Here is a 13233-nt window from a genome sequence, read left to right as displayed (position 1 = left end):
GCTGATAAGTGTCCATCGCATAAGTACAACTGGAAACGGACACTTCCGTTCGTGCTGGCTCAACGAGAGCGTCGCGCGTTCAGGGCCGACGAAAGAGCGGGCGAACGCGAGGGCGACGTGGTTCCGGAGTGTTGACCGGCAAGCTCGGCCTCACCTGGAACGCAGGCGGAACTGCGCCGGAGCGGGGCGTTAGCATTCGTCAGCCATTCGCTACGGCTGGCTTCACAGAATCGCTGGGGATGTGCACATCGAGCTCGTGGCTCACGTGCGACGTGTGGTGAGGCGTCGCGCCGCGCCAAGTCTTCGTTGCCCCCACCACGGGACGCCCGGCAGGGCGACGTTTTCTGAGAGCCAGCATTGCCGGCTACGGCTGCCTACGGCGAAGTTTTAGCCGCTGCTGTCTGCCGCTGGCTGGCAAGCTCCGCCGATGAATAGTAAATCAGCGGATTCGGCATGCGCGTTGGCGTCGCGCAGGCTTCGATTGCGTGCGCGTGCGGCGGCGGGCAGGCGGCCAGATCCTGCAGCATGGCCTGGGTGCGTTCCTGATAGCGCGCTGCGGTTTCACCCGGCGATGGCAGGCCGCCTGGCGTAATCAGGCGCATTTCGATCTTGCGGATCGGCACGGCCGCAGCAAAGGTGCTCTGGTATTGCAGCACGACGCGCCGGTTGCTCAAATCGACGGTGGCCAGCACCATGCGCATGGGTACCGGGATGATCGCCCCCGAGCGATAGCGCAGCAGCACGTAGGGAACGAAACGTTGCGGCAGTTGCAGGTCGACGCGCGCACCTGCGTCTGCGCGTACGCGCAGCAGCGCGCCGTCCGGAATGTAGCGCTGGGTTCGCCAGCCGCGTGTCACGCGTTGTGCGCCGACGCACGGCGCGTAGAAGAACTCGGTTTCGTCGGCGTCGTGGCCGGTGTAGATCATCGCGCCATCGTTGCGCGCCGACAGCGACTTGATGCCGATGTTGGCGCCACGGGATGAGACCGCCGCAAGCGTGCCGCCGCGCACGAACACACCCGTATAAGGAAACCATGTCGTGCGCTGGTTCGCCACCGCGCCAAAGGGCTTGCACGCGGTCGACATCGTCTCGCCCTGCATATCGGCGGCGCCAGGAAGGGGCTCGCCCGAACGCAGATCCAGCAGGCGCAGCTTGCCGGGTGCGTCGATGGCGAAGGTCGCCTTCGCGTCCAGCGAGTAGTACGCGCCGGCCTGATCGTGGCCCGTGAATAGCTGGCTGGCGAGCGACGTGAGGTTGGCGACTTCGGGTTCGAGGGCCTGTGACTGCGAGGGCGTCGCCGGAGCGCAAGCGGCAAGCGCGAGCGCCACGCCAGCCGCCAGGGCGATCGTGCAACTGCAGGTCGCTGGCGTTCGCTGCCGCCACGGCTGCAACGCCTGGCGCGTGCTTGCGAGGAGCCGGCCGGTCAACGTGTGAAATCGTCTGCCGGAATGGGAGGGGACGGGACGTCGGCGCTCGCTCATTTCCGCCTCGAAGTAAGTAGCGGGAATGTCATTGTCCTGGAACGCGCGAATCGACGGCGGCTGCTTGCCAAACGATGCAGCGAGCGACGCGAAGCGCCGCGATCGATCGACAAGGCTTAATTACGCGCGAGTTTTGATGCACAAGACGACTTAATCGTCTGGAGATTATTGTGAATGTCGTGTCGCGCACCGATATCCGGAAAAAACGTCAACCGCTCACGCGCGCGACCGGTGGTCGACGCAGTGGCGACTGGAGGCGTTCAGAAAGTTCAACCGGCCTTGCGCTGATAGCCCTTCGTCGCGAGCAACAGGCTGCGCGAATACTCGTTATCCACTTCCTGCGCTCTGAGTTTCTCCACAGTAAGTTCTTCGACGATCTCGCCATTGCGCATGATCGCAACACGCGAGCACAGAAAGCTGACGACAGCGAGATTGTGGGTGACAAGAATCATCGTCAGATTGCGCTCGCGATGCAGGCGCTTGAGCAGGTTCAATATCTCAGCTTGCACAGAGACATCGAGCGCCGATGTCGGCTCGTCGAGCAGCAACACACGCGGCTCGACGATCAGCGCGCGCGCAATCGCCACGCGTTGCCGCTGCCCACCCGATAACTGATGCGGATAGCGAAACCGAAACGACGCATTGAGCCCGACTTCACGCAGCGCATTGACGATACGCTCGTCATGCTGGCCGATGCCGTTGATACGCAACGGTTCGCGCAATGTCTGATCAACGGTGAAGCGTGGATGCAGCGAGCCGTATGGATCCTGAAACACCATCTGCACAGCGCGCTTTTGCACAACATCGCCTGGCTGCGCAATGTGTACCGTGCCTTGCGCAATGGGCGTCAAACCGCTCAACGCACGCAGAATGGTTGACTTGCCGGAACCGGACTCACCGACGAGCCCAAACGCTTCGCCTTGCGCTACGTAAAAGCTCGCAGCGCGGACGGCATCGATGGCGCCCGCGACCGTCTTGAAGCGCACGGTCAACGCATCGACGTCGATCATGCGGACGCTCCTTGTGTGTCGCTGAGCCATGCAGGATCGCGCGACAGAACAGGCAATTCGGCAGGCGGATTGGCAAGCGGCGGATTGGCGGCAAGCAACCCGCGCGTATAAGGATGCTGCGCATGCGCGAGATCGCGCGCAGCGCATGTTTCGACGACACGCCCCGCATACATCACAGCCACCCGATCGCAGAACGACATAACCAGCGGCAAGTCATGGCTGATAAAAATGAGGCCGGTATCGTGTTTAGCGATCATCTCGTCAAGTACGGCAAGCACCTGCATCGATACGAGCACGTCGAGCGCACTGGTCGGCTCATCGGCGATCAGCAGGCGCGGCCCGGTCGATACCATCATTGCGATCATCACGCGCTGTCCCATGCCGCCGGAAAGCTCATGCGGATACGAATCCGCGACGCGCGCGGGGTGGCGGATATGCACCGCTTCGAGGGCCGCGATGATCTTCTCACGCATCGCACGCCGGGTGAGCTTCGGATCATGCAGTGCGAACGCCTCGCGCATTTGCTGCGCGACCGTCATCACCGGGTTCAGCGAGTACTTCGGATCTTGCAGGATCAGGCCCATTTGCTGACCGCATAGACGGCGGCGCTTGTCGGCGCGCATAGTCAGCAGATCATTTCCGTCGAAGCGCAACCTCTTCGCGGTGCAATGGGCGGCAGGCGGCAGAAGGCCGGGCAACGCGCGGCCCGTCAGCGACTTGCCGGAACCCGATTCACCGACGATGCCAAGCCGCTCGCCTCTATGCAGCGTCAGCGAGAGGCCGCGCACCGCTTCATTGAGCGTACCGTCGTGCGTGCGAAATGCGATGCGCAGATCGTCGATCTCACAGAGCGGCGCTCGCGTGTCGTTCGTGCTCATATCAGTCTCCATGGCGGGGATCGAACACGTCGCGCAAGCCATCGCCGAGCAGATTGAATGCGAGGCTCACGAGCAGAATCGCGATGCCCGGTACCGTCGCCACCCACCAGGCGTCGAGCAGCACGTTGCGGCCCGACGCGACCATGAAGCCCCATTCTGGACTGGGCGGTTGTGCGCCGAGTCCCAGAAAGCCAAGGCCTGCAACAGTCAGAATGATGCCCGCCATGTCAAGCGTCGCGCGAACGATCACCGACGACGAACACAGCGGCACGATATAGCGCAGCAGAATGCGGAGGTTCGACGCGCCTTGCAGCCGCGCGACGTGTATGAAATCGGCTTGCACCAGCCTCAACGTTTCGGCGCGCGCAAGACGCGCATACGCGGGCCACGCGGTAATCGAAATAGCGATCACCGCGTTGAACACCCCCGGCCCCAATGCCGCAGCGAATGCGAGCGCGAGCACGATCTTCGGGAACGCTAGCGCGATATCCGTCACGCGCATCAGCACGTTATCGACCCAGCCTCCGAAGAAGCCCGCCGTCGTGCCGATCATCAAGCCGATCGGCACGACGACCACGACAACGAGAATCGCAATCGACAGCGTCAGGCCCGAGCCATCGATGAGGCGCGAAAGAATATCGCGTCCGAGCTGATCGGTGCCAAGCCAATGAGAGGCCGACCCGGGCGGCAGCAGACGGTCGGACAACACTTGTTGGATCGGATCATGCGGCGCGATCCAGGGGCCGATGGCGGCGACGATCACGAGCAGCATGAGGATCAACAAGCCGAACACCGATAGCGGATTACCCGAGAAACGTCGCCAGCGCCGATACGCAAGACCCAGTGCCGCTTGCCTGCGCGAAGCTGGCGAATCGGTCAGCAACCAGGCTCTCCATGTTGAGCGAGGCATGTTCATCGGCAAGTCCTGCGTTGAAGTTTCAACAGGTGGACACACGTTGCAGATCTCCGTTGCATCAGCGGGCACGCGGATCGAACACGCGATAGAGCGCATCCGTCAGCAGGTTCAACGCGATGAAGGTCATGCCGATCACGAGCGTGCTGCCGAGCACGGCATTCATATCGGCGTTGAGCAGGGCGCCCGTCAGATACGAACCGATGCCCGGCCACGCGAATACGATTTCGGTGAGCACGGAGCCTTCGAGCAAAAAGCTATAAGACAGTGCGATTACCGTCAGCAGCGGCACCGAGATATTGCCGAATGCGTGCACCCACACGACTCGCCGCTCGGACAAGCCTTTCGCGCGTGCCGTCGTGATGTACTCCTGGTTCAACTGGTCGAGCATGAACGCGCGCGTCATCCGGCTCAGATAGGCGACCGAGTAGTAGCCCAATATCGCTGCGGGCAACGCGATATGCGAAACTGCATTGAAGAACACATCCCATTCCCGCGCGATCAGCGAATCGATCAACAGGCTGCCCGTGCGCGTATCGACCATGCCATCGAACACAGGGTCGATTCTTCCTGGCCCCGAGACCCAGTGCAGCTTCGCATAGAACAACAGCAGTCCCATCAGGCCGAGCCAGAACACGGGCACCGAACTGCCGATCAGGCCGATGAAACGCGCAATGTGATCGATCCAGCGGTTGTGCCGTGTCGCAGCCATCACGCCGAGCGGCACGCCGACCAACACGCCGATGATCGTCGATAGTGTCGCGAGTTCCAATGTGGCGGGAAAGACACGCTTGATGTCGTCGAGCACGGGATTCGCCGTCAGCAGCGATACGCCCAGATCGCCGTGCAGCACGGCGCGCACATAGATGAAAAACTGTTCGGCGAGGGGCTTGTCGAGTCCCAACTGAATGCGCGCGGCCGCATAAGCGCTCGCCGACGCGCGATCGCCGAGTATCGCGAGCACGGGATCGATCGGCACCTTGCGGCCGATCACGAAGGTCACGGCCAGCAAGCCCGTGAATGTGATGGCCAGCGTGAGCGCCCATTGCAGCACGCGCAATGTCCAGCGCACGGTCGCGCTGCGTGCGGACGCAGCGCGTATCGGGTCAACAGGAGTGGTCGTCGTCGACATGATTCACACGCTTATTGCTTCTTCACATTCCGATACGACACGAGATCGTTGATTGGGCCGACTTCGAGGCCCGACACGCCCGGACGCATTGCCACTTGCGACACCTGCTGGAACATGATGACGAACGGCGACTTTGCGAGCATTTCCTTCTGCATCGTCTGATAGAGTTGCGCGCGCTTTGTCGTCGACGATTCGGCGAGCGCCGCATCGGTCTGTTTCGTCAGGTCGGGAATGTCCCACGAATTACGCCATGCGAGCATCTTGTACGCCGACTTGTCGGAGTTGTCCGGATTCCATGCGTAGCCCTGCGCATTGCTGTGCGGGTCGATGTAGTCGGCTGACCATTCGCCGATATAGATATCGTGTTGACGCGCACGATACTTCGCGAGCGTCTGCTTGTTGTCGCCCGGAATGATCTCGACCTTGATGCCACCTTGCGCGAGATTCGCCTGCAAGGCTTGCGCTATGTCGTTGTACGGGTAGGTGCTGCGCACATCCATCGTCACGTTGAAGCCATTGGGCAAGCCCGCTTTGGCGAGCAGCGCCTTGGCCCTGGCAACGTCCTGGTGATACGGATTGGTATTCAACGCGCCGAGGAAACCTTCGGGCAGGAACGTTTGATGAACCTTGAACGTGCTCTTCGTCACGTTCTTCTGAATGCCGTCATAGTCGATCAGCCATTTCATGGCTTCCTGCACTTCCGGCTTCGCGAGATTCGGGTTCTTCATGTTCAGGCCGAGGTAGAGCAACGTCGCTTGCGGTACCGACATCACCTGCACCTTGCTGGCCTTGGTCAATGCGGTGAGATCGTCGGGGCTCAGATTGCGCGCGACATCCGCGTCGCCATTTTCGAGCAGAAGGCGCTGGCTCGCGGCTTCCGGCACATGGCGCATCACAATGCGTTTCATCGCGAGCGGCAATCGGTAGCCGTCGTATTTCTGCAGGATGAGGCTGTCGTTCGCCGTCCATTTGACGAGCTTGTACGCGCCGGAGCCCGCTTCGTTCGTGCGCAGCCATTCGTTGCCGAAATCGTTGCCCTTCTGATGCGACATCAGGAGCTGCCTGTCGACCACTGACGCGGGCCACGCACCCAGCACGTTCAGCACGAACGTGGGCGAGTATTTCTGGGCAGTCGTAATGCTGACCGTCGAGTCGTCGATCTTCTTGACGTTTTGCAGCACGTTGTCTTTGGTTAGACCAATACCTTGCAATACGGCCGCCGCGCCTTTATCGAGCAGTACGCAGCGCTGTATCGACCAGGCGACATCATCGGCGGTCAGAGGATGGCCCGAGTGGAACGTGAGTCCCGGGCGAATCTTGAACGTGAACGTAAGTCCATCTGGGCTGACCGTCCACGATTGCGCGACATCGCCATTGAATTTCGCCGGGTCTTTCAGGTCGACGCGCACCAGTCGATCATAGGTATTCGCGACATATTCTTCCGGCACGAGCTCATAGACTTCTCCGGGATCGAGCGTCGAGAATTCGTCGAGCGTGGTGGCGATGACCAGCATGTCTTTCGGCGTCGCCGCAAATGCAGTACTTGTTGTCGTCATCGTAAGCGTCAGTGCGGACACGACCGTGACTGCCGCCAGCGCATTGCGCAAAACCAGATTCATACTCGCTCCGTATCGAGAAGGAGAGGCGGTGAGAAACCCGTAAAACGAACAGCAAAGAACCAGAGCGCGATTACATTAATTTCAGGGGGCCGCTTTCGGCATTGTCAATCACGGGCAGCGAGCGTGAACCCGGAATTTCGTAATGCCACCATTCGCTCGGAATATGGGTGAATCCTGCCGCATGCATGATGCCGAGCAGCAGCAGGCGATTGCGCTGCACATGCTGCGGCAATCCCTGATGGAAATGCTCGGACTCCTTGATCATTGCATCGAAGTCCGTGCCCATGTCGAGCGCCTCACCGTTGCCGTCGATCAAGGTAAGGTCGAGCGCCGTACCCCGGCTATGGTTCGAGCCTCGGCCAAGTTCTGCGACATAGGTGGGATCGGGCAGAAAATCCCACAGTGCTTTTTGTGCTTGCGGCGGACGGTACGCGTCGAAAATGCGCAACTTCATGCCGGCGCTTTCAGCAAGTTCGACGGCTTTGCGCAATCGGGCTTCAGCGGGCGCGAGCAGCAGCGCGTGCGCTTCCTTGTAAATCGCCTTGCCGGTGAAGTTGCGATCGGTCGCATACACGAGGTCGAGTTCGACGCCGTGCGTTTGCGGCGTGATGTGAATGAGGTGCGGGGTATCGGTCATGATTGTCAGAGATCGAATTGGTCGAGTTCGCGTTGCAACTCGCGGTTCTGCGCGACACGTTGGTCGATAGCGGAGCCGAGCTGCCCGACAATCGACGTAATCAGCAGGTTGAACAGGCAGGTGAGCGGCGCAAGCGAATCCCAGAACTGACCGACATCCGTTTTCACTTGCAGCAGATCGCAGGCGAAGTCGCGCGCCCACGGGCAATAGAGATCAGTGACAAGCGCGAACGGCAATTTGCGCCGTGCCGCCGCCTCGCAATAGCGGCGCGCGATGCGCGAGTAGGCACGTGTGTCGGTGACGATCAGATACGGCGACGCGAACTCCGAATTCAGCGACTCGATATACGAGCCTGACATGCCATCGGAAAAGAACACACGGGGCCGCAAATATTCGAGGTAACTGTAGAACGCATTCGAAATGCCGCGCGTCGATTGGATCCCGAGAATATAGACGGCATCCGCAGTGGCGATGCGCTGCGCGACGCGGGCGAAGGTGTCGCCTAGCGCAAGCTGGTACACATAGCGGATCGCATCGACCTCAAGATCGAGCGAGCGCGCAAGCGCCATGTCACGCTTGTTGTCCACGCCGTTGGCGTAGCCGTCGGGGCGCTCGCTGCGCCAGGCGTCGAGACGATCCGTGATGAACCACGGCCGTGTTTGTGCACCGCGCAATTCGCGCTTCAGGTCGTCGAGATTGCGATAGCCCACGCTGCGCAGAAAGCGCCCGACCGAAATACCACTCGTGCCCGTCTGTTGTGCTATCTGATCCGCCGTCTCCAGCCCGAGGCGCTCCAGATTCGCAAGCATATAACTGGCAATGCGCTTGGCCGTGGGCGTGAGCGTCGCAAAACTCGCTTCGACTGTATGAGCGAATGCGGTGGACATCGAGTCGCGATTCCGGTCTTCTCGTTAGTTATCTGTCATGGCTCGGCGAACTGGTATGTATATGACAAGGACAATAAAGCGAGTGCTAGCTTGATTTTTTTATCGGATCACGAAAACCAATAGCGAGAAGGCGCATTGCTGCGCGACTCGCTATATAGGGTGACGGCAACGAATACATTTGCCGCCTAGAAACCGAAGCCTCCGCCATCGACATTGATGACCTGGCCGGTGACGAAGCACGCATCGTCGCTGACCAGGAAGGCAAGCGCGCCGGTCAGATCGTCCGGCTGCTCGGTGCGCGGGATGAATTGCCGCGCGCGCACCGCCTCGAACGCCCCGGCGGGCAGGTTCGCCGCGCTTCCCGCGTGCTTCGTAAGGCCCGGCGAGATCGCGTTGACGGTCACGCCATGCGCGCCGAATTCCGACGCGAGCGCGCGTGTGAGGCCAATCACGGCCATCTTGCTGCACGCATAGGCGCTCATGCCGGGCGGCGGCCCCCAGACCGTGCTCGACGCGAGATTGACGATGCGCCCCCAGCCTCGCTCGATCATGCCCGCCGAAAACGCCTGGGCGAGCAGAAACGGCGCGTCCACGTTGACGGTCATGATCTGACGCCAGAGCGCGGCGTTGATATTCGCGACCGGCGCCATCGGCATGAATGCAGCATTGTTGACGAGCACGTCGACCTTGCCCGTCTGTTCCAGCACGCGCGACGTGAAGCGCGCGATGTCGTCGATATCGGCGAGATTGCAGGGCAGCGCGAGCGCGTGGCCGCCCGCGGCTTCGATGCGCGCCGCGAGCGCGTCGCAGGGCGCGCGGTCGGTCAGCACGAGCGTGTGGCCACTGGCGGCGAGCCGCAGCGCGAACGCTTCGCCAAGGCCACCGGCTGCGCCCGTGACGACGGCCACGCGGGCCGGGTTCGATTGGGATTCGGTCATGATGGTGTCACTGTTCGTATTGGGTTGAACCTTGTTGGCGCGGGTCAGATCGGCGCACGCAGCGCCTGTAAGGCGTTGACCATGATGCGCGTGTGATCGTCGCGCGAGCCGCCGTTGCGCTCGATGTCGCCCAGCCTGGCCGACGACGACACCACGAGCCGCGCGCGATCGTAGTGCCGTCCCGCATACGCGAGCAGCGCGCCTTCGAGCGAATGCCGCCGCGCCAGTTCCTGCGCCAGCACGATCGCGCCTTCAACCGCGATGCCCGCGCCCGACGCCAGATGCGGGGTGGTGGCGTGAACGGCATCGCCCAGCAGCGCGATACGGCCGCGATGCCACGGGCCGTCGATGATATGCCCCGCGAGCGGGCGGTACAACACGCGATGCTCGTCGGGCGAGCCGTTGAGCAGCGCACGCCGGAAATCGCCGATCGGGCCGTCGAATTCTTCGAGCAGTTCGGCCAGCAGGCGCGGCCACTGTTCGGGCGCGACGAAATCCACGCCCTCGCGTTTGTCGAGCACGAACAGATAGCAGTGCGTCGCGCTGATCGGGTTCATGCCGGCTTTCGTGGTCTTGCCCATGTAGATCGTCGAGTTCTCGCGCAGGCGTGGCACCACGGCGCGCCACGATCCCTGGCCCGTGAAGCGCGGGCCAACGAAGTCGGGCTTGACGTGGCGGCGCACCGTCGAATTCACGCCGTCCGCGCCGATCACGAGGTCGTAGCGCGCGCGGTGGCCGTCGGTGAATACGACATCCACGCCTTCGGCATCCTGTGCCAGCGTTTCGAAGCTCACGCCCAGACGCACCTGCGCGCCGGCTGCGCGCGTGGCGTCGCCGAGAATCGACGCCAGCGCCGTGCGCATGATGCCCGCCGCGCCCGGCAGGCCGTCGGCGCCGTGCGCAGGATCAATGGGCACGCAGGCCTGCAATGCGCCATCGGCGTCGCAGATATCGACGGCGCGCCACGAGCCGCCCACGCGCAGCACGTCGTCGACCACGCCGATTTCGCGCAGGCCGCGCAGCGTCGGCCCGCTGATGGTGATGCCCGCGCCGTCGGCGGCCCACTGAGGATTGAGTTCGACGAGATCGACGTCGATGCCCTGACGGCGCAGCGTGATCGCCGCGCACATGCCGCCGATGCCGCCGCCGACGATCAGAACCTTGTTGACGAGTGCCATGGTGTGTCTCTGTAGTTATGGTTGGAGTGCGCGCCGGTTCTTGCCCGCGCGCTCAGGCGAGCGTGCCGCCAAGCTGGGCGGCAAGCCAGTCGGCGATGCGGTTGCCCGCGTTGAGCGGATTGTCGAGCGAACTGTGCTCCACGCCGCCTTCGCGCGCGCCAAAAACAAACAGGTCTTTCCTGGGACTATTGATCAGTTGTTCGAAAGTTTCGTGCGCGTATTTGAGCGGAATCTGGCGATCGTTTTCGCCGTGCGTGACCAGGAACGGCACGCGGATGCGATCGAGCACGCCATTCAGATGCATGTGCTCCGCCTTCGCGAAGAAGTCGTCCATGTCGCGCGCGCCGAACACCCATTGCACGTGCTTCCAGTAGTGCGGCACGGGGTTTTCGCCTTCGCGGTTCAGGCGCGCCTGCTGCACGGCGCGCCAGTCGTGATTCGCGCCCCACACGGCGCCGCACGCAAAGCGCGGTTCGAATGCGACCGCGCGCGGGCAGTAATAGCCGCCCAGCGACACGCCCAGCGCGCCGATGCGCTGCGCGTCCACCTCGTCATGCCGTTCGAGCCAGTCCACGATGGGCGCGGCCCAGGCTTCCGTATTGTGGACGGCGGGCAGGCCTTGCAGGCGCAGCGCCTCGCCGGTGCCGGGCTGATCGACGAACAGCGCGCTCAGGCCGCGCCGCGCGAACATCGTGCCCATCACGCTCTTTTGCAGCATTTCCTTGGTCGAGTCGAGGCCGTTCATCACCACGACGATGGGCGCGCGCTGGCCCGCTTGCAGGCCTTCGGCGCGCACGTAAAGCGCGGCCAGATGGGTTTCGCCATACGGGATTTCGACCCGCACGCAATTTTCGCGGCCCAGCGTGCGGCCGAGTTCGAACTGTTCGAGCGAGCGCCGGTAGATCGCGAGGCGCGCTTCGAAGCCGTGTGCCTGCATGCGTTCGGCGATGCCGTAATAAAGGCCAGCACGCCCGTATTTCTCGCCAGCCGACAGCGTGTGGCCCTGCGCGACGTCTTCGTCGGCGAGTGCGGACAGCTGGTCTGCGCCCGCTTTCCATGCCTCATAAAACGCGACCGTGCCGGGATCGTCGCCTGCGAGCGCGGCATCGCGCAGCGGCGCGCACATCGCATCGACTTCGCCGATGTTGCCGCCGTGCGAGAGGGCGATCATCGTCGAGAGGCTCCACACGTAATTGGTGGGGAAGTACTGGAACATGATGGTAGTCCGTATTAAAGGTCGAAAATCGAGGGCAATTCGGCGGGAATCCAGACTTCGCCGTTGACGACGCGGGCTGGCACGTTGACGAGTGACTGCCCGGTGCATGGCCCCGCAAAACAATGGCCCGTGCGGATGTCGAAATGCGCGGAATGCGCGTAGCAGACGATGTGCTGGCCGTCGCCGGAAAGAAAGCGGTCCTGGCGGTACTCCATGGGGCGATGTTCATGCGGGCAGTCGTTGAGCCAGACGAACACGTCGTCGCCCTGGCGCACCACGCACAGGCGATCGTCCAGGCCTTCGCGCAGCATGCCGCGCGCGCCGCCGTCGGGCAGCGCGTCGAGCGCGCAAAGCCGGCGCTCCCGCGCGGGCGCGGTCATTCGCCTGGCGCCCATTTGTTGCGCGCCTCGAAGAGGAAAATCTGCGAATTGTCGGAGCCGGGATCGACGGCGCGCGGCGTCCAGCTGGCGTCGTGATGATCCATGTCGGCGTCGAATTCGATGGTCGCGCCAAACGGGCTGTTGAAATACCAGAAGAAGTTGCTGCCCAGAACATGGCGGCCCGGCCCCCAGAAGCTCTTGTAGCCTTTTTTCACGAAATTCCAGCCGTGCTGGAGCACTTCGGCGGGCGAGCCGAGATGGAACGTAAAGTGATTGCAGCCGATCATGTGATCGTTCTGGCTTTCGATCATGAAAAGCGTGTGATGATCGAGCGTACCCGCCGGGCGCATGAACGGGCCAAGGTGATTGAAGCGGTCTGTGACGATGAAGCCCAGACGCGTGTAGAAGGCTTCGGCCTTTTGCGCGTCCTCGACGAAATACACCACATGGGACAGCGTGCGCGGCTTGATGACGGCGTCCGGATCGGCGGCGCAGTCGTTCGGCGCGCGTCCGGCGGCCTGGCCCGGCACGTTGAAGCCCAGATAGCGCGCTTCGTATGGGCGGCGTTGCGTCACCATGAAGGCCACGCCGAAGCCCGCGTCGTCGATGCAATGCACCGTGCCGCTGGCGTCCACCGTCACGGCGCGCTCGGCTTCCAGATGCGCGCGGATCGACGCGAGCGTATCGGCGTTGTCCACGCCGTAGACGGTTTCGCGCAGGCTGGGCGTGGCGGCCTTCGGCGGCAGCGGCGGCAGGCTCGGGTCGTCGGCGGCGCGCATCACGAGACCGGTGCCGTCCAGCGCCTGAAAGACGCCGCCGCGCACGGGATCGTAGTCGACTTCGTCGAGGCCGTAATCGAGCAAATACTGGCGGGCGCCCACCATGTCGTCGATACCGAAGACGAGATATTCGAGTCCAACGATCTGCATAATCAGGAATCCTTTTCGTTTGCTTCGCGCCGCCG

At 62.6% G+C, this 13233-nt stretch carries 13 protein-coding genes; all 13 read right to left on the bottom strand.

The window, feature by feature from the left end; translation table 11 throughout:
- Window positions 1-374: 374 nt before the first annotated feature.
- A complete protein-coding gene (locus BBA01S_RS43440; protein WP_245641633.1) occupies window positions 375-1427 on the bottom strand; it encodes a hypothetical protein in 1053 nt (350 codons plus the stop codon).
- A gap of 323 nt (window positions 1428-1750) precedes the next feature.
- Window positions 1751-2491, bottom strand: a complete 741-nt coding sequence (locus BBA01S_RS30395; protein ID WP_027819740.1) for an ABC transporter ATP-binding protein — start codon at window positions 2489-2491, stop codon at window positions 1751-1753.
- The gene (locus BBA01S_RS30390) at window positions 2488-3369 is read right to left on the bottom strand and encodes an ABC transporter ATP-binding protein (RefSeq protein WP_027819739.1); all 882 of its coding nucleotides are present in this window, start codon (window positions 3367-3369) and stop codon (window positions 2488-2490) included. The genes BBA01S_RS30395 and BBA01S_RS30390 overlap by 4 nt, the downstream gene beginning before the upstream one ends.
- 1 nt (window position 3370) lies before the next feature.
- The gene (nikC, locus tag BBA01S_RS30385; RefSeq protein WP_027819738.1) at window positions 3371-4285 is read right to left on the bottom strand and encodes a nickel transporter permease; all 915 of its coding nucleotides are present in this window, start codon (window positions 4283-4285) and stop codon (window positions 3371-3373) included.
- Between the two features lie 58 nt (window positions 4286-4343).
- Complete coding sequence (locus BBA01S_RS30380; protein ID WP_027819737.1) at window positions 4344-5414, bottom strand: ABC transporter permease; 1071 nt, start codon at window positions 5412-5414, stop codon at window positions 4344-4346.
- Between the two features lie 11 nt (window positions 5415-5425).
- Window positions 5426-7033 (bottom strand): ABC transporter substrate-binding protein, encoded by a 1608-nt coding sequence (locus BBA01S_RS30375; protein ID WP_027819736.1) that lies wholly within the window; start codon window positions 7031-7033, stop codon window positions 5426-5428.
- 70 nt (window positions 7034-7103) lie between these two features.
- The gene (ddpX, locus tag BBA01S_RS30370) at window positions 7104-7670 is read right to left on the bottom strand and encodes a D-alanyl-D-alanine dipeptidase (protein WP_027819735.1); all 567 of its coding nucleotides are present in this window, start codon (window positions 7668-7670) and stop codon (window positions 7104-7106) included.
- Window positions 7671-7675: 5 nt separating this feature from the next.
- Window positions 7676-8557, bottom strand: a complete 882-nt coding sequence (sapR, locus tag BBA01S_RS30365; protein WP_027819734.1) for a sap1 transcriptional regulator SapR — start codon at window positions 8555-8557, stop codon at window positions 7676-7678.
- 185 nt (window positions 8558-8742) lie between these two features.
- A complete protein-coding gene (locus BBA01S_RS30360; RefSeq protein ID WP_027819733.1) occupies window positions 8743-9495 on the bottom strand; it encodes an SDR family NAD(P)-dependent oxidoreductase in 753 nt (250 codons plus the stop codon).
- A gap of 44 nt (window positions 9496-9539) precedes the next feature.
- A complete protein-coding gene (locus tag BBA01S_RS30355) occupies window positions 9540-10673 on the bottom strand; it encodes an FAD-dependent oxidoreductase (protein ID WP_027819732.1) in 1134 nt (377 codons plus the stop codon).
- Window positions 10674-10725: 52 nt separating this feature from the next.
- A complete protein-coding gene (locus tag BBA01S_RS30350) occupies window positions 10726-11889 on the bottom strand; it encodes an alpha/beta hydrolase family protein (protein ID WP_027819731.1) in 1164 nt (387 codons plus the stop codon).
- A gap of 14 nt (window positions 11890-11903) precedes the next feature.
- Complete coding sequence (locus tag BBA01S_RS30345; protein ID WP_042298137.1) at window positions 11904-12269, bottom strand: Rieske (2Fe-2S) protein; 366 nt, start codon at window positions 12267-12269, stop codon at window positions 11904-11906.
- Complete coding sequence (locus BBA01S_RS30340) at window positions 12266-13198, bottom strand: VOC family protein (RefSeq protein WP_027819729.1); 933 nt, start codon at window positions 13196-13198, stop codon at window positions 12266-12268. The genes BBA01S_RS30345 and BBA01S_RS30340 overlap by 4 nt, the downstream gene beginning before the upstream one ends.
- Between the last annotated feature and the right edge of the window lie 35 nt (window positions 13199-13233).

It is taken from the genome of Paraburkholderia bannensis NBRC 103871 (genome assembly GCF_000685015.1).
Classification (GTDB): domain Bacteria; phylum Pseudomonadota; class Gammaproteobacteria; order Burkholderiales; family Burkholderiaceae; genus Paraburkholderia; species Paraburkholderia bannensis.
The sequence above is the reverse complement of the archived record's forward strand: the minus strand, read 5'-3'. Positions and strand labels throughout refer to the sequence as shown.

Bases quoted from the DNA above. Each gene is read 5' to 3' on its own strand.
- nikC (WP_027819738.1), bottom strand. From the start codon at position 4,285: ATGAACATGCCTCGCTCAACATGGAGAGCCTGGTTGCTGACCGATTCG.
- BBA01S_RS30355 (WP_027819732.1), bottom strand. From the start codon at position 10,673: ATGGCACTCGTCAACAAGGTTCTGATCGTCGGCGGCGGCATCGGCGGC.
- BBA01S_RS30360 (WP_027819733.1), bottom strand. From the start codon at position 9,495: ATGACCGAATCCCAATCGAACCCGGCCCGCGTGGCCGTCGTCACGGGC.
- BBA01S_RS30395 (WP_027819740.1), bottom strand. From the start codon at position 2,491: ATGATCGACGTCGATGCGTTGACCGTGCGCTTCAAGACGGTCGCGGGC.
- BBA01S_RS30375 (WP_027819736.1), bottom strand. From the start codon at position 7,033: ATGAATCTGGTTTTGCGCAATGCGCTGGCGGCAGTCACGGTCGTGTCC.
- sapR (WP_027819734.1), bottom strand. From the start codon at position 8,557: ATGTCCACCGCATTCGCTCATACAGTCGAAGCGAGTTTTGCGACGCTC.
- BBA01S_RS30345 (WP_042298137.1), bottom strand. From the start codon at position 12,269: ATGACCGCGCCCGCGCGGGAGCGCCGGCTTTGCGCGCTCGACGCGCTG.
- BBA01S_RS30390 (WP_027819739.1), bottom strand. From the start codon at position 3,369: ATGAGCACGAACGACACGCGAGCGCCGCTCTGTGAGATCGACGATCTG.
- BBA01S_RS30350 (WP_027819731.1), bottom strand. From the start codon at position 11,889: ATGTTCCAGTACTTCCCCACCAATTACGTGTGGAGCCTCTCGACGATG.
- BBA01S_RS30340 (WP_027819729.1), bottom strand. From the start codon at position 13,198: ATGCAGATCGTTGGACTCGAATATCTCGTCTTCGGTATCGACGACATG.
- BBA01S_RS30380 (WP_027819737.1), bottom strand. From the start codon at position 5,414: ATGTCGACGACGACCACTCCTGTTGACCCGATACGCGCTGCGTCCGCA.
- ddpX (WP_027819735.1), bottom strand. From the start codon at position 7,670: ATGACCGATACCCCGCACCTCATTCACATCACGCCGCAAACGCACGGC.